Annotated in this window: 17 protein-coding genes and 1 tRNA gene; 11 read left to right on the top strand and 7 right to left on the bottom strand. The window is 48.8% G+C overall.

Translation table 11 applies throughout. The annotated features are described in order from the left end of the window. Nucleotides 1–18: 18 nt before the first annotated feature. The 7 genes from CRO74_RS27620 (at nucleotide 19) to CRO74_RS32150 (ending at nucleotide 8,977) form a co-directional block, all read left to right on the top strand. The gene (locus CRO74_RS27620; RefSeq protein ID WP_097130901.1) at nucleotides 19–4,713 is read left to right on the top strand and encodes a translocation/assembly module TamB domain-containing protein; all 4,695 of its coding nucleotides are present in this window, start codon (nucleotides 19–21) and stop codon (nucleotides 4,711–4,713) included. Between the two features lie 73 nt (nucleotides 4,714–4,786). Continuing rightward, nucleotides 4,787–5,830, top strand: coding sequence for a glycoside hydrolase family 43 protein (locus tag CRO74_RS27625; protein ID WP_097130903.1), 1,044 nt, complete (start codon nucleotides 4,787–4,789; stop codon nucleotides 5,828–5,830). A 58-nt stretch (nucleotides 5,831–5,888) separates the two neighbouring features. Continuing rightward, on the top strand, nucleotides 5,889–7,037 hold the full coding sequence (locus CRO74_RS27630; protein ID WP_097130905.1) for a glycoside hydrolase 5 family protein: 1,149 nt from the start codon (nucleotides 5,889–5,891) through the stop codon (nucleotides 7,035–7,037). Between the two features lie 203 nt (nucleotides 7,038–7,240). Further along, a tRNA-Asp gene (locus CRO74_RS27635) sits at nucleotides 7,241–7,317 on the top strand. Nucleotides 7,318–7,446: 129 nt separating this feature from the next. After that, entirely contained in the window at nucleotides 7,447–7,689 is a 243-nt protein-coding gene (locus tag CRO74_RS27640) for an ISAon1 family transposase N-terminal region protein (protein WP_245878003.1), read from the top strand. Nucleotides 7,690–8,072: 383 nt separating this feature from the next. Further along, complete coding sequence (locus tag CRO74_RS32145) at nucleotides 8,073–8,435, top strand: IS110 family transposase (RefSeq protein ID WP_245878004.1); 363 nt, start codon at nucleotides 8,073–8,075, stop codon at nucleotides 8,433–8,435. A 197-nt stretch (nucleotides 8,436–8,632) separates the two neighbouring features. Beyond that, nucleotides 8,633–8,977 carry a transposase gene (locus CRO74_RS32150; protein ID WP_245878005.1) on the top strand — a complete coding sequence of 115 codons (345 nt, stop codon included), beginning with the start codon at nucleotides 8,633–8,635 and terminating at the stop codon, nucleotides 8,975–8,977. A 1,120-nt stretch (nucleotides 8,978–10,097) separates the two neighbouring features. Here the strand turns inward: CRO74_RS32150 and CRO74_RS27655 are convergent. From CRO74_RS27655 to CRO74_RS27670, 4 genes are all read right to left on the bottom strand, one after another. Further along, a complete protein-coding gene (locus CRO74_RS27655; RefSeq protein WP_097130909.1) occupies nucleotides 10,098–10,541 on the bottom strand; it encodes an anthrone oxygenase family protein in 444 nt (147 codons plus the stop codon). A gap of 93 nt (nucleotides 10,542–10,634) precedes the next feature. Next, the gene (locus tag CRO74_RS27660) at nucleotides 10,635–11,090 is read right to left on the bottom strand and encodes a hypothetical protein (RefSeq protein WP_097130910.1); all 456 of its coding nucleotides are present in this window, start codon (nucleotides 11,088–11,090) and stop codon (nucleotides 10,635–10,637) included. A gap of 41 nt (nucleotides 11,091–11,131) precedes the next feature. Next, nucleotides 11,132–11,566 carry a MarR family winged helix-turn-helix transcriptional regulator gene (locus tag CRO74_RS27665; protein WP_097130912.1) on the bottom strand — a complete coding sequence of 145 codons (435 nt, stop codon included), beginning with the start codon at nucleotides 11,564–11,566 and terminating at the stop codon, nucleotides 11,132–11,134. A gap of 289 nt (nucleotides 11,567–11,855) precedes the next feature. Beyond that, nucleotides 11,856–12,926, bottom strand: a complete 1,071-nt coding sequence (locus CRO74_RS27670) for an alpha/beta hydrolase (RefSeq protein WP_097130914.1) — start codon at nucleotides 12,924–12,926, stop codon at nucleotides 11,856–11,858. 246 nt (nucleotides 12,927–13,172) lie between these two features. On the opposite strand from CRO74_RS27670, the gene CRO74_RS27675 reads away from it, so the two are divergent. Then, on the top strand, nucleotides 13,173–13,814 hold the full coding sequence (locus tag CRO74_RS27675; RefSeq protein ID WP_097130915.1) for a hypothetical protein: 642 nt from the start codon (nucleotides 13,173–13,175) through the stop codon (nucleotides 13,812–13,814). Between the two features lie 774 nt (nucleotides 13,815–14,588). On the opposite strand, the gene CRO74_RS27685 is transcribed toward CRO74_RS27675, so the two are convergent. Beyond that, the gene (locus CRO74_RS27685; protein ID WP_097130919.1) at nucleotides 14,589–14,915 is read right to left on the bottom strand and encodes a hypothetical protein; all 327 of its coding nucleotides are present in this window, start codon (nucleotides 14,913–14,915) and stop codon (nucleotides 14,589–14,591) included. Between the two features lie 74 nt (nucleotides 14,916–14,989). Beyond that, complete coding sequence (locus tag CRO74_RS31740; protein ID WP_097130921.1) at nucleotides 14,990–15,409, bottom strand: hypothetical protein; 420 nt, start codon at nucleotides 15,407–15,409, stop codon at nucleotides 14,990–14,992. A gap of 571 nt (nucleotides 15,410–15,980) precedes the next feature. Between CRO74_RS31740 and CRO74_RS27695 the strand changes: the two genes are divergently transcribed. The 3 genes from CRO74_RS27695 to CRO74_RS27705 all read left to right on the top strand — a co-directional run bounded on the left by CRO74_RS27695 (nucleotide 15,981) and on the right by CRO74_RS27705 (nucleotide 19,222). Continuing rightward, nucleotides 15,981–16,895 (top strand): poly(ethylene terephthalate) hydrolase family protein, encoded by a 915-nt coding sequence (locus CRO74_RS27695; protein ID WP_218840242.1) that lies wholly within the window; start codon nucleotides 15,981–15,983, stop codon nucleotides 16,893–16,895. Between the two features lie 279 nt (nucleotides 16,896–17,174). Further along, nucleotides 17,175–17,996 (top strand): DUF4198 domain-containing protein, encoded by an 822-nt coding sequence (locus tag CRO74_RS27700; RefSeq protein ID WP_097130923.1) that lies wholly within the window; start codon nucleotides 17,175–17,177, stop codon nucleotides 17,994–17,996. Between the two features lie 293 nt (nucleotides 17,997–18,289). Beyond that, nucleotides 18,290–19,222 (top strand): PLP-dependent cysteine synthase family protein, encoded by a 933-nt coding sequence (locus tag CRO74_RS27705; RefSeq protein WP_097130924.1) that lies wholly within the window; start codon nucleotides 18,290–18,292, stop codon nucleotides 19,220–19,222. 124 nt (nucleotides 19,223–19,346) lie between these two features. Here CRO74_RS27705 and CRO74_RS27710 read toward each other — a convergent pair whose 3' ends face one another. Further along, nucleotides 19,347–19,922, bottom strand: coding sequence for a cupin domain-containing protein (locus CRO74_RS27710; RefSeq protein ID WP_097130927.1), 576 nt, complete (start codon nucleotides 19,920–19,922; stop codon nucleotides 19,347–19,349). Nucleotides 19,923–20,822: the final 900 nt, after the last annotated feature.

The raw sequence follows: 20,822 nt of genomic DNA on the forward strand, positions 1-20,822 counted from the left end.
TAAGCATTTCCGCCCCGGATGCGTCAGTTTTTCGCCATATTTCTCAAAACACTGCTCTACCTTGTCCTCACGGTACTGGGTCTGGCTTTGGGCATTCTACTGAGTCTCCAGGTTCCGGCCGTTCAGACACGCCTGGCTCAGAAAGGCGCTGACTGGCTCTCGGAGAAGCTCCTTTTTCCGGTAACGATCGACGGGGTTTCGATCAAATGGTTCGACTCGCTGACGCTCGAAGGCGTGCAGATCAACGATCGGCAGGGACGGCCCATGATCACGGTCAAACGGCTCGATGCCGATTACAACCTCAAAAATCTGCTCGATTCATCGGCGCATAATATCCATCTGGATGAAGTGGTGCTGTACAAGCCCGACGTCAAAATGATCAAAAATCTGACGAACGGCGACACCAATCTCGACGACTTCATTGCCCGCATCGAACAGCTCACCTCCGACCCTACCAAGCCGAGTATTCCAAATCAGAATGTGCCCTTTACCATTGGCCACATTCATCTGGTAGACGGCGCTTACACCCTCGAAGACCCGCGTGAACCCTTCATGCACAACCGGGCGAACTTCGATTACAACCACTTCACGCTCCAGCATCTCAACGCCGAGGTTAGCAACTTCCTGGTGCTGGGCGATACCATTGCCTTCGTGGCAAAGGGCCTGTCGGGAATCGACCGCGACTCGCGGATAAAAATACGGCAGCTCGACACGCATTTCCTGTACTGCAACACCAAAATGGAGCTTGGGCGGTTATATGCCCACATCGGTAACTCGATTATCCGAAACGAACTGACGTTCCTCTACGATAAACCATCGGCGTTTGGTGATTTCAATAGCCGGGTACGGCTGTACGCTAATTTCCGCGACAGCAAAGTAGAGTCGAAAGACCTGGGCTTCTTCTCGGACTACATGCGGGGGCTGAACGAAACCTGGCTCCTGAGCGGCATCTTCACCGGTACGGTCAACGATTTCCAGCTTCGGCGCACCGATCTTCGGTTCGGCCCCAATGGTCGTAGTAAGTTAGCGGGCGATCTAGCCTGGAAAGGTCTGCCCGACATGGATCACACAACGGTCGATTTCGCCTTTACGCCTTCGCTGGTCGATATGGCCGATATTCGCCAGTATTATCCCGACTCGTCGTTTAACAGGACCATTCAAAAGCTGGGCACCGTTGGCTTCAACGCCACGTTTGTGGGGGCCTTCGATGATTTTAAAACCAAAGGAACTTTCCGGACAGCCATTGGCAGCGTGACCGGCGACCTCGCGCTGAAACTGCCGGCCAATGCCGATTTGACGACCTACACGGCTAAGCTGAAAGGCGAAAATTTAGACCTTGGCCAGTTGTTAAACCAGCCCGACCAGTTTGGCAAACTCGACGGAGAAGGCCAGATGACCGGCCGGGGAACCGACCTGAAACGGGCCAATATTGATTTCGACGGAAATTTCGGTCAGTTTGGCTGGCAGGGTTATCAATACCGGAATGTCACGACACGGGGCAACTTACAACAGGGTATTTTTCAGGGTCAGCTAGCTGTCCAGGACCCACATGTGGCCTTTAATCTGGATGGTGAGTTTAACCTGAGCGGTCCCCGCAATCGCTATGATCTGCACGGCACCATTAGCCACGCCGATCTGCGGGAGTTGGGTTATCTGCGCGATTCCCTGGAGATTCAAACAAATCTGAATGTTCAGTTGGAAGGCAGTAAGCTCGATGATATTATTGGGCAGGCAGTCTTTACCAACTCGACATTGACCCTCAACCAGCCCCAGCGCACGCTGGCCGTCGATAAACTCACGCTGGCCTCATCCATCGAAAAACACACCGGGTCCAGTCCCGACTCTGCCCGTACGCAGCGGTATTTCGACCTCGACTCCGACTTTCTCACTACCCGTCTACAGGGTACCTTCGCACCCCAGCGTACCATTGATGACCTGACGAAACTGGCAAAGGAATACCAGCTTTATTTCAATGGCGATGCCGCCGGTATGAAGGCCTATTACGAGCAGAAACAACAGCAGGCTACTCGACTCTCGAAGAGAACGGAGCCGACCGGTACGGAGCGATACGGCGTTGATTACCAGTTTATCTCAAAAAACAGTGCCCCCTTACTGGACTTCCTGAAATCGAAGGTGTACATAGCGCCCGATACCCGTCTGGAAGGACGCTTTACCGTCGACAATACATCATTTCTGACGGCAACGGTGAAAACAGATTCGCTCCGGTTCGGAAAAATTGGCTTTGGTCCCAGTGACCTCGACCTAACCACGTCCAAATTCACCTACGGGCAGGACGTACTGGCATCGGCCATTATTTCCTCGAAACGGCAGGTATTCACGTCGCTTCTGCCCACGCGCAACCTCCAGGCCGAGGCCTTCTGGGATGTCGACCACATTGAGTTTACGAGCCGGGTTGAACAGGCCGACAGCACCAGCCGGTACGTGAACCGGGCCGACCTGAACGGCGAACTTCGCTTTAAGGGCGATGCGATTGATCTAACATTCAACCAATCGAAACTTCGGGTGCTGGACGGCGACTGGACCCTCAATTCGCAAAGTCTGATCCGGAAAGTTGGCGACGAGTACACCATTCGGGACCTCTCGCTGCTTAATGAAAATCAGCTTATTCAGGCATCGGGTAAAATTTCGGCAGACTCCTCGCAGCAACTGGCCATAGAAGCTCAGAACTTTTTGCTGTCCTCGCTCAACTCTCTGCTCAATACCACGCTGGGCGGTACGCTTAACGGGTCGATGGCTATTCGGGATTTATACCATACACCCATTGTTGAAAGCGCCTTGTCTGTAAGAGCCCTTGCGTACGAAAACGCCCTGATTGGCGACGTTCGGGGGCAGGGCGAATGGGACCAGCAAGCGCAGCGGCTCAATGTGGACGCCCGCGTGAACCGCGATGGAGCCGATGTGGTCATTCTGTCCGGAAACTATACCCCCCAGCAGAAAACGAATCCGCTGGCGCTGAGCGCCACCGTCAACAACGCCGATCTGGCATTGCTGGAGCCGTTTACAAAAGGCCTGTTTTCCAGGCTTGGTGGTATTGCCAGCGGCATTGTTTACGTTACCGGCAAACCCGCCATGCCAATTCTAAAAGGCGAAGTAGCCATAAAAGGAGGCCGTGGCCGGTTCGATTACCTGAAAGCCGATTTCAGCTTCAACGACAAAATCTATTTTGGCGAAAACGAAATTGTTACCCGGCAACTTACCCTGCGCGATCCGCAGGGCAACACCGCGTTGCTGCGTGGGGGCGTATTCCACAATGGGTTCCGTTCGTTTACGCTCGACTTCGATGCCGATTTCAGGAATTTCAAGATCATGAATACGGCTTCTCCGGACAATGACGCCTTTTACGGGCAGGCGGTCGTAACGGGCAAGGCGGAGCTTTTCGGACCAACGGATAACCTGACCATTCGGGCCAACGTTACCAGCAACAGAGGCACCAAAATTTATATTCCACTGGACGGAGCCACATCGGTAGCGGCCGACGAGCAAATTCGGTTTGTTGACCGTACCGCCAGCCTGACGCCTACCAAACCAGGAAGCCAGACGGCTACAAAGTCCGACAATGAAATTGATTTGTCGAGAATTCAAATGGATTTCAACTTCGACATCACCCCCGATGCCTACTGCGAAATCCAGCTCGACCGGCAAACGGGCGATATCATCAGCGCCTATGGACAGGGACGCGTAGCCATGAAAGTGGATACCAAAGGCGACTTTACGATGACGGGTAATTATGATATTCAGAAGGGAGAGTACACCTTCACCTTCCAGAACATCATTAACAAACGCTTTCAAATCAGGCCGAACAGCCGCATTACCTGGACTGGCGACCCCTACGGTGCCCTTCTGGATGTAACGGCTGCCTATACCCAATACACGTCGCTGGCCCCCCTGCTCTACACCGGTGGCACATCGAGCCGGGCCGATCAGACCCGACGGTATCCGGTCGATCTGGTCATTAAGTTAAACGGCGAACTGGGTGCCCCTGCGATTAGCTACGATCTGGATATTAAAGAGTACCCCTCCTCATCCGATTTCCGGCAGGCAGTTACGGCCTTCGAGTCACGGATTCAAAGCAATGACCAGGAACTTACCCGCCAGGTAAGTAGTGTTCTGCTGTTCAATCAGCTGCTTTCTGAGGGCACTAATCTTTTCGACCAGGGTCAGGTAAACACGGGAGTGGCCAACAGCGTGAGTGAATTGATCTCTAACCAAATCAGCCGTCTGGCTTCGAACCTCAACGAAAACCTGGATGTTGGTGTATCGTTTGGCGGGTTTACCAGCGGCACGCAGAATGAGAATCTGCTGAATAACCTTCAGCTTCGATTCTCGTACCGGCTGCTGAACGACCGATTACGCATTAGCCGGGATGGCGGATTTACCTATGGTCAGAGTCAGTACAACGCGGCCAGTCTGCTTGGCGAGTGGACGCTGGAATACTTTATCACATCGGATGGGCGTTTACGAGCCAAAGTTTACAACCGCAATCAGCAAAGTATCCTGAGCCAAACCAGCCTGAACAGCACTATCACGACGGGTGGCGGTATGAGCTTACTCTATACACGTTCGTTTAACCGTCTATTTGGCAGCAAACGAATTACCCCCGGTTTAACACCAAACAAGGCCGACGATGAGCCTACGGCGGCTCCCAGCCCCGTATCGACGTTCAATGTAAACGGACGAAGCACCATTCGGTAGAAAGAAATAGGGAGACCAAGGGTTAAAAGAGTTCTTTTTTCTCTTTATCTGATTATACTCTTCTCTCTGCTCTATGAACGGTAGCCAACGTCTGCTTCTTCTTGTACTGTTTCTGGTTTCAGTCCATACACTGCTGGCCCAGCGCACCTTTACAAATCCGGTAAAATCGTCCGGCCCCGACCCCTGGGTGTTGCAGAAGGACGGCTGGTATTATTACATGAATACCACCGGCCGGAACCTCACCCTCTGGAAGACCAGAAACGTAGCCGATCTTGCTACCGCCGAAAGTAAAGTCATCTATACGCCCCCGGCCGGACTGCCCTACTCGCGGGATTTGTGGGCTCCCGAAATCCATTTCTTCAATAAGAACTGGTACATCTATTTCTCGGCCGATTCGGTCAACAATCTGTCGCACCGCGTGTGGGTCATCGAAAACCCCTCCCCTGACCCTATGCAGGGCGAGTGGACACTCAAAGGAAAGATTGGGGATAAGGACGATCATTGGGAAATCGATATGTCGGTGATCGAATACAAGGGGAAACTGTATGCCGCCTGGTCGGGTTGGGAAGGAGCAACCAACGGGCGACAGGACATTTTTATGGCTAAGCTAAAGAACCCATGGACCATTGATGGCAAACGGGTAAAAATCTCGCAGCCCGATCAGCCCTGGGAAATGCACGGCGATGTACCGCAGGACTGGCAGAAGAATGGCGAAGTCCCCAAAATATACGTAAACGAAGGACCCGAATTCCTGGTGAATAAAGACAAGCTCTTCATCGTTTATTCGGCCAATGCCTGCTGGCTCGACTACTGCATGGGCCTTTTAACATTTACGGGCAAAGGCGATTTGCTCAATCCCAAAAACTGGGTAAAGAGCCCAACTCCTGTTTTCGAGCAATCGCCCGAAAACGACGTCTGGGCACCTGGCCACGGTGGTTTTTTTCGCTCACCCGATGGCAAACAGGACTGGATGATTTACCACGCCAACCCATCGGCAACAGACGGCTGCGGCAACAAACGCGCTCCCCACATCCAGCCATTTACGTGGAATGCCGACGGCTCGCCCAACTTTGGCAAGCCCGTCCGCAAAAAGCCCATGCCGGTTCCGGCCGAATAGTCCGTTCACCTCGTGTTCTACATAAATCATTACCACTTACAAGCCCAATTTATTACTCATGAAGCGTTTATCATTTTTAGTACTTCTGTTTATTTCCACCCTTTCGCTGGCGCAGCAATCTGGTAATGCGGCCCGCTGGTCGGCGACCAAAGCGAACGCCTGGTACGTCAAAGAGCCCTTTCTGGTGGGAGCAAACTACGCACCCGCCAATGCCATTAACGAACTGGAAATGTTCCAGGCCGAAACCTTCGATCCGGCCACTATTGATAAGGAATTAGCCATGGCCGAAAGCATTGGCATGAACACCATGCGGGTTTTTCTACACGATCTACTCTGGCAGGACCCGGCCGGATTCACCAAACGGCTCGATCAGTTTCTGGCCATTTGCGCCAAACATAAAATCAGGCCCATGCTTGTCTTATTCGATTCCTGCTGGGACCCTAACCCCAAACTTGGTAAGCAGCATGAGCCAACACCGGGAATCCACAATTCAGGCTGGGTACAAAGTCCGGGAGCCGACGCCCTAACAGACGTATCGCAGTATCCTCGACTGGAAGCCTACGTAAAGGGCGTAGTAGGTGCCTTTAAAAAGGACAAGCGCATTCTATCCTGGGACGTCTGGAATGAGCCTGACAACACCAATGATAACAGTTATGGGCAGAACCACACTATAAAAACAGAGGTGCCCAAGACCCGGAAAATCGCTATTGTTACGAGCCTGTTACCCCACGTTTTTGAGTGGGCGCGGGCGGCTGGAGCCACCCAACCGCTAACCTCGGGCATCTGGGTATACCGGACGCCGGAAGACTGGCAAAACCCGGCGAAATGGACACCCATGGAAAAAGTACAAATGGAGAACTCAGACATTATTACCTTTCACCAGTACTCTAATCCTGAAACCCTGGAAAAAACGATCCCCGCTATGCTTTCCTTCGGTCGACCGGTTATTTGTACGGAATACATGGCCCGCGGAGTCAACAGCAAATTCCAGAGTCACCTGCCTATTGCCAAAAAAGCCAAAGTTGGGATGATCAATTGGGGATTTGTAGCGGGAAAAACGCAAACATTCATGCCCTGGGATAGCTGGCAAAAGCCTTATGTGAATGGCCGTGAGCCGGCAATCTGGTTCCATGAAGTGTTTAAGCAGGACGGAACCCCTTACGATCCAGATGAAATCACTGCGATCAGGCAGGCAACAGGTAAATAAAGCTGAGGCATCAAAAATTATTTGAAATTTTTTGATTCATAAACCAACTGATTCCCAACGCATAGCCACATAAAGGCGATTCAGTCACGTTTTTTTTTTAGCCTGACCCTTGCGCTGAATACCATAAACGTCTACTTTTGTGCCACGATAAAGGAAGACGGCAACACGGTCCGCCGTTGTGGTCAACCGGAAGTCAAAAAGTTGGTTCGGTAGTTCAGTTGGTTAGAATACCTGCCTGTCACGCAGGGGGTCGCGGGTTCGAGCCCCGTCCGGACCGCCACTGAAAGTCAAGCCCTTACAATGTAAAAATTGTAAGGGCTTTTTTGTTGGTGTACATTGGATCAACACCAAAAGTTGTGGAGGGCGTTGTACTTTTCTAGGTTTGTGACTTGAATCAAACCTAACTGTTTTGGAGAGTTTTTTACCCATCATTCAGTTTTTGTTGTCTGAGTTCATTCTGGAAGATTTCGAGTTGACATCCATCGACCGCCAGAACGGCATCTTTCAGGTACACATCGACGAGAAAAATGCCGATCAGCAAGACCCAAAGAGAAAAAACCTACTCTCCAAAGGCTTTTTCCCCACCATTACCGTTCAGGACTTTCCCATTCGAGGTCACCAAGTTTTCCTCCACATCAAGCGCTGTCGATGACCACCGTGGCGCGGCTCAATATCAAAACCGGAAAGGTGGTCTATCGAGATTGGACTCAAGTGGCTGATGGAGCGCGAATGACAAGTGAATTCGCACGGTCCGCCGTTCATATCTTTGATTTGATTGGAGGTTTTCAGAAAAAGTACAATTTTGAGGTAGTTGTTTGACAGGGGTAGGCAGCAGTCTGGGTTTCGCCGTTGACACGCCTAATTGAGGTGATGTTGGACCGCTGGTCTATCTGCTTACCCTATTTTTCTCTATAACTTGAACAGTACCTTTGGATGTAACAATCCGTTACAATCCGGCCGCATCGGCGGTCCGAATGTATGTGCAAAATTCGAGAAAAGCGGTCAGGCATAAATGAAAATTTAAACTACCTGATTATGAGCCAGAAAACCACCCAGCCAACCACATTATTACGCTGTTGTGTAGGGATTGATGTGAGCAAATATTCTTTGCAACTCTGTCTTTCCGTGATTGACACCACGGGAAAAGTGACGGTGAAAGGAAGTAGTAAGGTTAGCAACAAAGCCACTGCTTTTGCCAGTCTGCTGACTTGGGTCAGCAAACACTGCCAAGACAAAACAGTACCTGTGCGGTACCTGATGGAGTCAACTGGTGTCTATCATGAACAGCTAGCTTGGTTTTTGTTCCAGCAGGATTTGGCCGTTAGTATCATCTTACCAAACAAAGCTAAGCACTACCTGAAAAGCATTGGTAATAACCGGGCAGCCGGCGCTGTCTAAGAATGACAAGATTGATGCGCGTGGACTAGCCCAAATGGGTCTAGAACAGTGTTTACCTCTCTGGCAACCGCTGTCCAAAAACATTTATACGTTACGCATGCTGACCCGTCAGCATCAACGGTTACAGGACCGGGTCGCCGGTGCGATTAAAAATCCAGTCGGCCAATCAAAAGCACTCGATCCTACATAGTCAGGAAGTGGATACTTTTATTGTTAAGCAACTGGATAAACTAGTCAAGCTGTATGATCAACAGCTGGACCAGATAGGCCAACAAATCACTAAACTGTTAGGGAAAGATCCGCTCCTACAGGCTAAAATAGAGCAGTTGAGCAAAATTAAGGGCTTAGGTTTGTTATCGGTAGCCACCCTCATCGCCGAAACCAATGGCTTCGAAGGTTTCGATAACCTTCGGCAACTGGTCAGCTTTGCGGCCGGGCCGCCGGGCGGTTATCATATGGTGGAGAACCAATCGGGAAAACGGGCGGGTAAGACCAAAATCTCAAAAAAAGGCAACACGGAGCCACCCGTGCGGCCGAATTAGGCGAATCTTACCCCTCCCCGCTTTCAATGCTGTTCGGTTTGGCGAGCCATCCTGTCAAGCCCTGTTTGAACGCGTTCTCGGCCGTACTCACATCAAAATGAAAGGGTATGTGGCCGTCCAAAAAAAGCTCTTGACCTTGTGTTATGCCCTTTGGAAAAATGATACGGCTTATGATGCTACTTACTATACGCAGCAAGCCAAAAAAATAGTCCCGACTAGCGGGACTACACAGGATCAATCCGCCGTAGTGGAGTTGTCCTTTGGATGAGTCAAAGATATTGAAAATATCATAACTCAAAATTTGTTTTTCACGACAGTACCAGCGGTCCATTTACTAAAAGAAGCCCAATTAGTCGCATACGTTATCTTTAGTTACCGCTCCGGTGGTACGGCACAGTGACTTTTCTTAGATTTACCCAAAAGTGTCCAGTACTACCTCAGACCCCATTAAAAACCCGACTCTCCTTGCCTTAAAAGCAAAAAGAGCCGGGTTATATGAAAGGCGAGGGCGGCCGTGATTTGACCCCGCTTATTGATTACGAAGCCAACTAGAGACTGTCGATTATACAGCTTATCTTATAAAGCCAGAAAGGCTGATGGAGCATACTTAGTAGCTTACTTTTCTATTACTCTTCCTGAGTGAAGCCTGAATTAGGACCCACGCCTTAATCTTTAGTTGCTGGTGTAGTTCTTTATCTCTGGGTACAAACGTGGTGCTGCGTATATTGCCAGGCTCAGACTTTGTTGCCCAGTAGTTGTTATCCGAGGTATCAGGGATAGAGGTATATGTAGGTTGACTCATAGTCAAAGGTAGCCTTTAATCGATGACTAACCTACTGGGGAACTGGTTGAGGTCAATCAAGCAGGCCGTGGCCAAGGATAAACGATGGCTTTGTCTCTGCATTTCCTGCACTGGCTACACCGATCCACAAAGTAGGGTACGTTAGTCGGTTCGTACACCATCCGTCAATTGCCTATAAAAAAAAAGGCCCTGTAGCAATAATGAAGCGATTTTTGAGAATATGTATATTGTTGTCACACAGTACGGTTGGTTCCATTAGTTAATGTGATTACTAATAAACAACCGTATGCTTGCCTACAACACCAGCAGTTTTAGTCTTCAGCGGTTAACGGCGATGATCCCCAAGACAGATGCCACCGCAGCGAACACGATGCGTAAGCTATGGAGCATCAGCCACATATCCCGTTTGGCCAACACTTGATCTAAAGGCAGCGACCGAGCCGCAAACTGGCCGTTAGTCGGGGCGAACCAGGCCGCCGTAAGCATGAATAAAATCCCGATACAGCCTACTGCTAGCAACCACAACGTACGAACCTCTTTTTCTTCCCAGCTTAACCAGACCGAACCGATAAGACCCACCACCGCAACCAAACCAACGGCGATGGCGCGGGGAACTAGGGGCAAGAATGTGTTGAAGGAATCTAGGAAGGCCACAGCTGACAACCCCTTCCAATAACCACCCAGCAACACGCCGATGGCTAACAGTACCCCGGCAAACATACCCGAGCTAATAACAGCTAAACTATTCAATACTAGTTTCATCTGATTTGATTGATTAAGGTTAACTAACTGGGTATGCCCCTATGAGGGGCGAGTTCAACAGAATACAATTTAAGATAAAGTTGGCCGGTGGGTTTATGGAAGCTGGCCTAGATACCGACGCTTCAGGCGGTATCCGTCCCGAATCATCAACCCTAATAAGACCAGGTTGGTCAATCCCAAGGCTAACTCGACGAGCTGGGCACTCCTAAAAAACGGGTCGAACTGGCCCTGGCTGGCTTTATAATAGAGATAGGAACCCAATGTCAGCAGTAACAGCCCATTGGGGGCTATCCATCTCATGCGTTTGCGCTTGCGCACAACGACAACGTTGCATGACTTTCCGGCCAGCTTCCTGCCCGTCAAGGCGGCTACGGGTACCAGCAACACCATCGCCCACATACTATAGAAGATGGTTCGTTTGACCACAACAATCCAAGTCGGATTACCCGAGAGCTCACTAATGAGCGAGCCGATAAAAAAACTGGCGATCAGACACCAGGCGATTAGGCCAGCGGCAGCGTGGACTTGGGAAAGGCTTCGGCGGTTCACAATAGAAGTATTTGATATATCAATTAATTAAGTAAATTTTATCAACTCAGGTTACCGATCATTTTTCGAATGATTTGGTTGAACAGCGTAACCTCCTCCGTTGTCATTCCTTGGGTGGCTCGCTCTAACACCTGTTGGGCACAGGCAACCATTCGTGGTACCAATGCCTGACCCGCCGGCGTTAAGGCCAGATACTTATCGCGACGGTCCTGATCGACTTGCTGTCGTTCTATGAGTTGTTTTTTTTCCAGGACGACCAGGGATCGAGTTATGCTCGCATTATCTCGTGAGGTAGCCTGGGCTAACTCGAGTTGGTTCATTCCCGCTCGCTCCTGCAAGCGCAGGAGCAGTGCCCACTGCTCGGCCATCACCTCCACTCCTTCTCGCTTGAACTCGTCATTGAGTTCCCGTTTCAGCAGATTGGCAATGATGTTGATGGTGTAGCCAACGGAGTCATCTAAGGAAAACACGTTCATATGGATACAAAACTAATTGATATATCAAATATGTGCAAGTAGGGCCAGAAATAAAAAAAGGAATAGTTTGTCCTCACCGAAACCGACATCCCTGCTTACCCACATTCTATGGTCAAACAGTCCATATTTCTTTCACCGATAGGCGGATAGATTTTTGCAAACGTAGGCCGTTGATTGTGGGTTTGTAAAATGACATCAACGACTGTTCAGTAAACGCCCGGTTTGAGATGCACAAACATTAACGCTGTTTTTTCTCAGACAGGAGCCTTTAGTGAGATAGGGTAATAGCCTATTTATTATCGGAAGCCCGTACAACATTAGGTTTAATCCCTAGTAACTTCTCCTTCAGCAAGGCATGAAACTTTTGGGGTTCCTCAAAGCAAAGATGATGAGCCGACTCCTCGAACCAAATCACTTCTTTGACGGGTGCTTGCAAGGATGCGCAATAGTCGGCGACCACCGTGGCTGGGACATGATGATCATGACGACCCAGACAAAAATAAATCGGCACGTTGACCATTGGAATTTGCCGTTTCAAATCAATCGTGGGCCAAATGGCATGATCCATCGGCCAGTTTAACCGGTAGATCTTCTTGGTTTTCAAATAATCAAATAAGTTATATTCCTTGGATCGCCACAGGATTCGATAAAATGTTCCCCCTAGATTCTGGTGATAGGAGCCCCCATATTTTTGGACTAAGTTTCGTTCTTGCAAGGTCGCGTCAAATCCACCTTGGTAGAGGCCGTTTACCGGTGGGCCGATTCGCTTTAACGTACTAAAGCCAGCGGTGTCCCCTCGTTGTTGAGCCTGGTGAAAGGCGAACTCATACGATACCTGTTCACTGCGTGGGCCATCGGTGATGGGGGAAACAGCCACCAAGGCCGCGTAATCAGTAGGGTGTTGGCTAATGACATGTAAGCCCAGGAAACCGCCCCAAGAGTGTCCCACTAAAAATAGTTTATCTTGATGAAAGTTCTTTTTCAGCCAGGAAGTCAACTCATGGGTATCGCTGACAAACTGATCCAGTGTCATGCTGGCTGGTGATATACGAGGGGAATACGACTTTCCCGATCCACGCTGATCCCAGTAAACGACCACAAACTGCTCCTCTAAGGCGGCACTATGGTGCATATACAGGGGCATGGCTACCCCGCCAGGCCCTCCATGGAGCCACAACAAGATAGGCTTGTTTCGATCGGCTCCCCGTATGGTGAGAAATTGTTTACTGCCATTGATTTTTAGTCGTCGGACTTGGGCAATACTATTGGGTATCCTCTTGCCATCACTGGTTCTAAAGGGTCGGGTAGTGCTACAAGCGGCACAGAAAACAAGCAGTAGAAATAATAAAGTTTTCCTCATCGTAGCTGTAAACTAGTGCCTTACTAAAGCGAAGACGCAGAAAACAATACTGGGGTTGTGTACGGGTTGACTCAATTCGCAACAAGCGTTTTTACCTTCGGAGATACGTTTCGATCAAGGGACATATCACAAGTTGAGTTTGTCTTTTTGAACGCCCAAATGATACATACTCAAATTGCTATTCGTCTCAGGAGGAAGCGTTTAAGGAGATTTATAATAACTCTCAAGTCCCTCTCCAACGGCCAAATGGTGAGCGCCAAGCGGGTGAGCTATGAAGCCAAAGGCGTACCGGTTGATCTAGCCGTTACTCATCACCGTAGCGACATGCTGCAAGGTATTGATCCAGGCTTGGAAAAAGCCTTCACATTTCTACAAACCCACCAGGACGAGCTAGCCCGGCACACCAGTTGTTACGAGCAATTGGCACTGGATTTTTATGTCGACAGTTTGCTGGTGTCAAAAACGTATGGTGATGTAACGGCCTACTCAACAGGCTTGGTTGAGGAAGACGCTACCTTACTGGCCCCTTTCGCCCGTAAATGCTATTCCCTCCAGGGGATGACCAATCTGGATCGGGTTCAGCAGCGCATCCAGGCCGAAAACGTAGCGGATTCAAGTTTTTACCAGCAAAATGTGGCGCATCGTTTTTATGTCCATCTTCCTAAAGCGATTCGCCCCCGAATGCCGTGGCCCTTTGTCAAGCGGAATGCCCGGCGGTTAACGATTGCTCACCATATCCGTTTAGGAGACAGGAACTATGTTCGAATTCACTTGAGCCAGGGCGGAGGAAAGGGGGAAACGGTTTTGGTCGTGTTGGACCAAGCAGGCCATATTGTAGAACACTGCGCCTTGAGCTATAACTATCTGAGTAGTCAATTCTACCAGTAAGCCATGAAGAGAAGATAGGCTACGGTTAAGAGCGACTACTAAGACGGCTAATCCATAAGTAACTAGCCTCAGGTTTCGTTCTTTGGCCAACATACAGCAGATTATAAAACAGAAATGGGTAGGCTAAACAGCTTTGTTTTTGTAACAGCTCTGCTGCTACTAACTCGCTTTGGCGATCTATACACCACTTACTTAGTTACGCCTGATCTGGCTGAAGAAACGAATATTCTCGTAACTCGATTAGGGTTTGGATGGACCGACTTTATTATAAGTAACATCTTACTGACAGGCATTATCCTGTCTGGAAACTACTATTACTACTTCCAGTATAGACCTGCTAAGATTGCAGGGGCTGACAACATAAAGAATTACTTGTCAATGGCTTACTTCGGTGATAAAGGAAAGTTTAGCCACCTGTTCTATAAGTTGCCAACCCATAACCAGTATATGCAAATTGGTCACGTTGGCTATGCGTTCCCTCGCGCCGTCATTGCCATGAGCCTATTGTTGATGACTAACAACTTGCTGAATCTACAAGATGGTCAGTACAGTTCTCTATTAAGAACCTATTCTTATGCAAGCCTCATTAAGCCAGTCGTTTATTTATCCCCTTTTATCTTCTTTCTGTGGTACGGTGTTAGAAGGGAGTATAGAAGCCAAGCTCACTTGACTGTTTAGTAGTTTTACATAATCACACTTGAGTGATTATGTAAAGAGATTATTTCAAGAGTATAAATTGCCACTCCTGCTAGCCAATAGAGGAAAGGTAAGAGTTTAGTTCTTCCTGCCAGGTAGGGTCATAGCAGGGTTTAGCCAATTTAATGAATCAGCTGGCCAGTGCTTTAGTGGTTCTCCCAACGCTTTCAATCTTGTGGCAACTTGTTCTTCCGAACCGGTAGGCACTGGCATAGGTCGATTCGGCATGGGAGTAGCTTCCCCCTTTCCATTTCGGGTTGGCATAGCCAATGCACTGCCACGACCCTTGAGAACGGGCATATTATCAATATTGGGTACTGAATTTCCTTGTCCGTTGATTGGACTCTGCTGAGCAAAACCTGCTGTAGCAACTAGCAAGCTTATCCAGGTTGTAAGTGTTTTCATAATCAGTTATTCACCTGTTTGTAACTAGACTCATTTTTGAGCTGGAAGTTTGTTGTAAAAGCCATTATGATCACCTACGGCCTATAACCTAAAGTGAGCCGTTTGTTAACTGGGTTCGCTATTCCTTCGTACCTAATCTTTATAGGCTGCTGTGATTTCAGAGCCTCTTCGTCTAAAACTCGGATTCGATTGGCATTCGGAATGAACACGTAATCCTCGTCGACTTGAAGCACTCGATCCCCCGAACTGACCCGAACCGTAGTTTGATTAAAGCCGATGGGCAGACTGATTTCATTGCCTGATTGACTCCTGGATGGATAGAAAAACACACTAGCCCACTGCTTTTGATTTGGGCTACTATCAGCCGCCAGCTTGAAGTGAAATCGTTGTTGAGCGGGAACCGAATCTAGCTTACTACTAAAGGTCGTTGACCGACCGAATGCCGATAAACCTGAAAGGGTGAAAAAGGCTACTAAGGTTAAACTATTTTTCATATCCAGATTTAGAGCTATCAACTTTGGTGAATAACGTGAAGCGTAAGTTTTTCTGTTGTGTAATCTCTTATAGAATAGCCAAAGCATTAAACTTCGGGCTACTACTAGTTCACAAAACACCTGATTCGAGAAGAAGATACATGAACACTCGCCCTGTCTCAAGAATGAGCCTTTTTTGAGAATTTTACTTTTTCAATGGCTGCTTACTTTTGAAATAGCTGGTGAATTACCGCCGAGACTTAACCCGTAACGTAGGAAATGCGCGCAACTACTTTCGCTCACATGCTCTTTTTACAGACCGCTGAAAAATCTAGGCTAACTATCGTTTCCAAGCTACGGACTAGGAATACCAAATGCTTTCCCGTTTAATTAATTATCAGACACCAATTCGGGAAAATATTGCTATATATAGTATCAGGGGCGGTGGATTGTCTTTCAATTCAGGAAAGTAATGCAGTCAATGGTTTGTCCAGGCAGGGTTTGATTAGTCCAGGATATATTGGTGGATTGCTCGGTCCGGGTTTTTGTAAGAGATGGCTTATTTGAGGGGTACGTTCAACTGTAAATACTGATGATGAAGAAAATTTTAGTCGTTGCGTTCCTGTCCATTCACTTGTTGAGTGCTTTCAGTCTTAGCGATAGCCAAGGACAAGTTATCTCCACTCAAGTGGCTTCAAGAGTTGTTGAGGATGGTGGATCTGGTCCTTACAAGGCCCTGATGTTCTCCGAAACTACCTTACCCACGCACACGGTATTTCGGCCAAAAGAGTTGGGAGTTTTTAACAAAAGCAATAAACTGCCCATCATTGCCTGGGGGAATGGTGGCTGTGCTAATTCCCCTTGGGAACATGTCAACTTTTTGTCTGAGGTGGCTTCGTATGGTTTTTTAGTCGTGGCGATCGGCCCCATGCCCCTGGAAGGTGAAAAGGGAAGTGGAAAATCGACCTCTTCTCAGCTTCTCGATGCCATTACTTGGGCGGTTGCCCAGAATTCAGACCAAAAGAGTCCGTATTACCAGAAACTAGATGTGACCAAAGTAGCCGTCAGCGGCATGTCCTGCGGTGGTTTACAAACGCTGGAAGTGGCCGCTGATCCCCGAGTAAGCACTGTTGTAGTTTGCAATAGCGGTATTTTTAATACGCCTGGCAATGGGAGGAGCGCCATGCCCAACCTGACCAAAGAAAACCTGGGTAAGCTCCATACGCCAACCCTGTATATGCTGGGCGGAGAAAAGGATATTGCCTATGCCAATGGCATGAATGATTACGAACGAATCAATCATGTACCGGTTTTTATGGCCAATATGGACGTTGGTCATGGTGGAACTTACAGCCAGCCGCACGGGGGTGAATTTGCCAAGGTTGCCACCGCCTGGTACCAATGGCAACTAAAAGGGGATCAGGCCGCTGGCCAGTTGTTTACCGGTGAACCTGCGGGTCTATCCAAGAATCCAAATTGGCGGGTTGAGAAGAAGAAGATGCCTTAGAGCCCTAGAATGCCCTGTTTGGTCTTAGTTTATCGGTGTTCAGAATAACGTCCGAATCATACGGTACGGGACGGATTGTATTAGACGGCCATTAAAACAGGTTGTCCACTTAAACGCCACATATAACAAGCACATAAATGAGAGCTCATTCGTCTTAGATTAGGGAGCCTTTTGCGAGATTTGGAAGGCATAGGTTAATTCCGCAAAGTCCTGTTGATTAATTCAGTGAAAACGAAGGGTAGAATGTTTGTCGATCATTCCAATAAGTAGATTTGTCAAATGAAACGAGTCTTCCTCTTCTTCTCATTTAGCCTATTTTTGATTTTTCTAGCTCATGGTCATGAGTTCTGGCTACAACCCAACACCTTTTTTGCCGAGCCGGGACAGCTTGTTCCGGTTGAGGTGCTGGTAGGCGAGCACTTTCAGGGTGAACGCTCAGAGGGTAAGAAAAACCGAATTATTCAATATGTGCATTGGTTTGGCAATACCAAAGAAGATATAGCACCCCAGCTTACAGAGGGCCATTACGGCTCGGTACCAGTAAAACTATCAACACCAGGCACCCATTTGATCGCTTTAGCGAACACGAATAAATACCTGGAAATGCGGGCTGACAGCTTCCTTTTATACTTAAAAGAGGATGGTTTAGATCCAGTCATTCAATGGCGTAAACAACACAATCAAACCCGGAAACGGAGCCGGGAGTTTTATCGACGATGCGTTAAAACGCTAATCCAGGTCGGTCCTTTGACGACCAACGATCAGACCTACAGCCGCAACACGGGTATGCCGCTGGAAATTATACCGGCCCAGAATCCTTATCGCCTAAAGCCGGGCGGTTCGCTTCAGTTGACGGTTCTGTTTCAAAATAAACCTTTAGCCGGTGCGCTGGTGCGGTATTGGAACCGGCCATCCAGCCAGCAGTCGGCTCCGTCTGATTTTACCGAACAGCAACAACAAAGCGATAAAAACGGACAAGTTCGGTTTGCCATCAAAGCGGGCAACAATATGGTCAGCCTGGTACAGATGGTGCCTTATGCGGACACCAAACAAGCGGATTGGCAAAGTTATTGGGGTAGTTTAACCTTCGGTTGCCGCTAAAGGGGTTTTTGCTGGTTGAGCGTGTTTTTCTCTTAAAACACCATTTCTTAAAGCATATGCATGGCGACTCTGTCGTCTCAAGCAGTAGCCATTTACGTGAAAAACAATAGATGAGTATTTACCCTTAAGTTGTGTACTTTGAACAACATACATATATAAAATAGGGCTAAATCTTGATGTAGCGTTTACTAAGGCAATTTCACGTTCTGATAATGGACCAATTGTGGTTAGGCGTGTCACACTACCCGCACAAGCTGTCTAATTCTTGTTAACTACTTGTTAAGCCATAAATTATGCCTTCACCAGCATTTAGTGCGCTCACCGCCATTGGCAACACGCCATTTGTGCAGTTACGCAACATCGTTCCTCCACAATGTGCTGCTATATACCTTAAATTGGAGTATCTGAATCCAACCGGTTCCTTTAAAGATCGCATGGCGCAGGCCATCATTGAAGAAGCCGAATTACGTGGTACGCTTCAGCCCGGTATGACCGTAGTGGAGTGCACCGCCGGAAGTACCGGCACCGCTTTGGCCTTTGTTTGTGCGGTGAAAGGCTATCGCTTCCAGGTGATTTCATCGGATGCGTTTGCTCAAGAGAAACTACAGTCGATGCGTGCACTGGGCGCTGATATACAAATTGTCGCTAGCGAGGGTGGCCGGATAACGCCTGACTTGATTCCTCGTATGATTGGCATAGCATCGGAATTAGGCCAACATCCCCAGAACTATTGGACGCGCCAGTTTGAAAACCAAGATGCTATCGCCGGGTACCGCAAAATGGGGCTGGAAATTCGCCAGCAGTGTCCAGGACCAGTCAATGCTTTCGTAGCGGCTGTTGGTACGGCGGGCATGCTGACAGGTGTGTCTATGGAATTAAGGCAGGCCTGGCCTGAAATAAAAATAGTAGCTCTAGAACCTGCCGAGTCACCCCTGTTGACGCAGGGAGTCAAAGGGAGTCATAGCGTTGATGGAGTAGGAGTAGGTTTTATTCCCCCGCTTTTGTCGGCTGCAAGTTACGACGAGGTCCGGGCAATACCCGAAGCACGCGCTCGAGACACTGCGCGGCTGCTGGCGGCTCGTGAAGGTATCTTTGCCGGTACCTCAACCGGACTTAATGTAGCCGCTGCGTTGGACGTTGGTTGCCAGTTAGGTCCGGGCTATATTGTTGCAACTGTTGCCTGTGATTCAGGTATGAAGTACTTAGCCGGTGGTTTATTCAACTGAAACAATCATTTCGCTCTTCGTAGGGAAGCTATAAGAAGCAGATATAGGCAAATTCCATAGTCTTACTGGGGCGCCTTTTTGTAAGGTTAAGAACACAACCAGCCATCTTCAAAAACCACCTATCCTACTTTTTTAACTGATTGATTGGCGGACCGACTCGTTTAAAGCCATGGTCTTCTCGGAACTTATCCTGTTGGGCTTCACTCATCGGTTTCAACACGCCTTCGCTTACCTTTTGAAAAAATTCTTCCATTCTACCCGCGGGCTGGAAGCTCATCAATAACCGGCCAGCACCCGGGCCAATTTTAGCAAAACAATGCGGTACGTTGCGCGGGCCAAATACCGTATCACCCGTCTTGGCCTGATGGATGACATCCCCCACTTTAATTAAAAATTCGCCTTCCAACACATACCATAACTCATCTTGATCAAAGTGGGTATGGAGAGCTGGTCCCCCTTCCTTAACACGACTGGATTCATACATATACAGATCCCCATTGGTGTCTTTAGTGGATACTTTGGTCATGAAGGTATCGCCCTCAAAAAGGGAAATAGGATGATCAAATCGGTCCTTCCCCGCATCGACTTTAAACCCTTTGTCCACTCGGTAGTTTCTTAGGGCGTCTGCTGCCCACGAGAAAGGAGAAGCCAGAAAGGCTGCTGTTGCCAAACCGGCTTTCAGGAAGCTATTTCGTTGCATATCAGGTCAGGCTTTGTTATCAAGATTGTGTCATTCCTACGAATGAACAAGTATTTTCCACACCGTTAGCACATTGTTTAGCCACCGGTCAATACCGTTGTCTAGGTGAGCGTTAGGTTAAGCCGTCGCTTACATAGTGGGGAGCTTGTTAGCTCCTGTTTTGCTTGGAGCGGGTTCACCTGTTAAGACGAATTGAAGAGAGAGTAGTGACACCAAGAGACAAGCCAAACCTGGACTGATGATCCTGTATGCTACGGACAGCGTTTGACAGCGGGTAAAACAGGCCATCAAAATAAACTCCAGATTGAAGAAGCAGGTACATGAGAACACTTCGTCTCAAGAGGGGGCGTTTGCGGAGACGCTAATTTACTTTCTGTCAACGACTATTCGTCGCATACGACATACCAGACAGCCACGTCTATTGTCTTAAAAACAACGGGTATGGCCGAGTTTGGCAGCGCCCCTCAAAAAAGCGGCCCTCTAAGACAGAGAGTATGGTATGCGTTGATTCCGTAAGCCCGGTTCACCCTGCGTGGCACATGCCCCCACGGCCTGTGCGATGCTGACGTGATTACCCGGGTTTTATCCCTGCTCAGCGTCAACTAGCCTGAGCTTGCTACCTGCTTTGTGGAGGAGAAGCTTCCGTTAGTCATCAGCGCCTTTGCCGTCTTGAGCAAAGCGGTTGATTGCAGGGGTATGGTGTAAATCCCTAGCAAAACCCAACGGTGTTATCGATGAACTGTCAGGGACGGACCGAATGAGTCGTCAACGTCGGTTGAAACCGGGTAACGACAAGGGTTCATCGGCGGCCCTACCTACCGCTGACGAAATAACCGCGTGCCCCCCTTGTAGATGACTGGACTCATCGCCTTATTACACCCCACGCACAAACGATACGCG

The organism is Spirosoma fluviale, from assembly GCF_900230225.1.
GTDB lineage: Bacteria > Bacteroidota > Bacteroidia > Cytophagales > Spirosomataceae > Spirosoma > Spirosoma fluviale.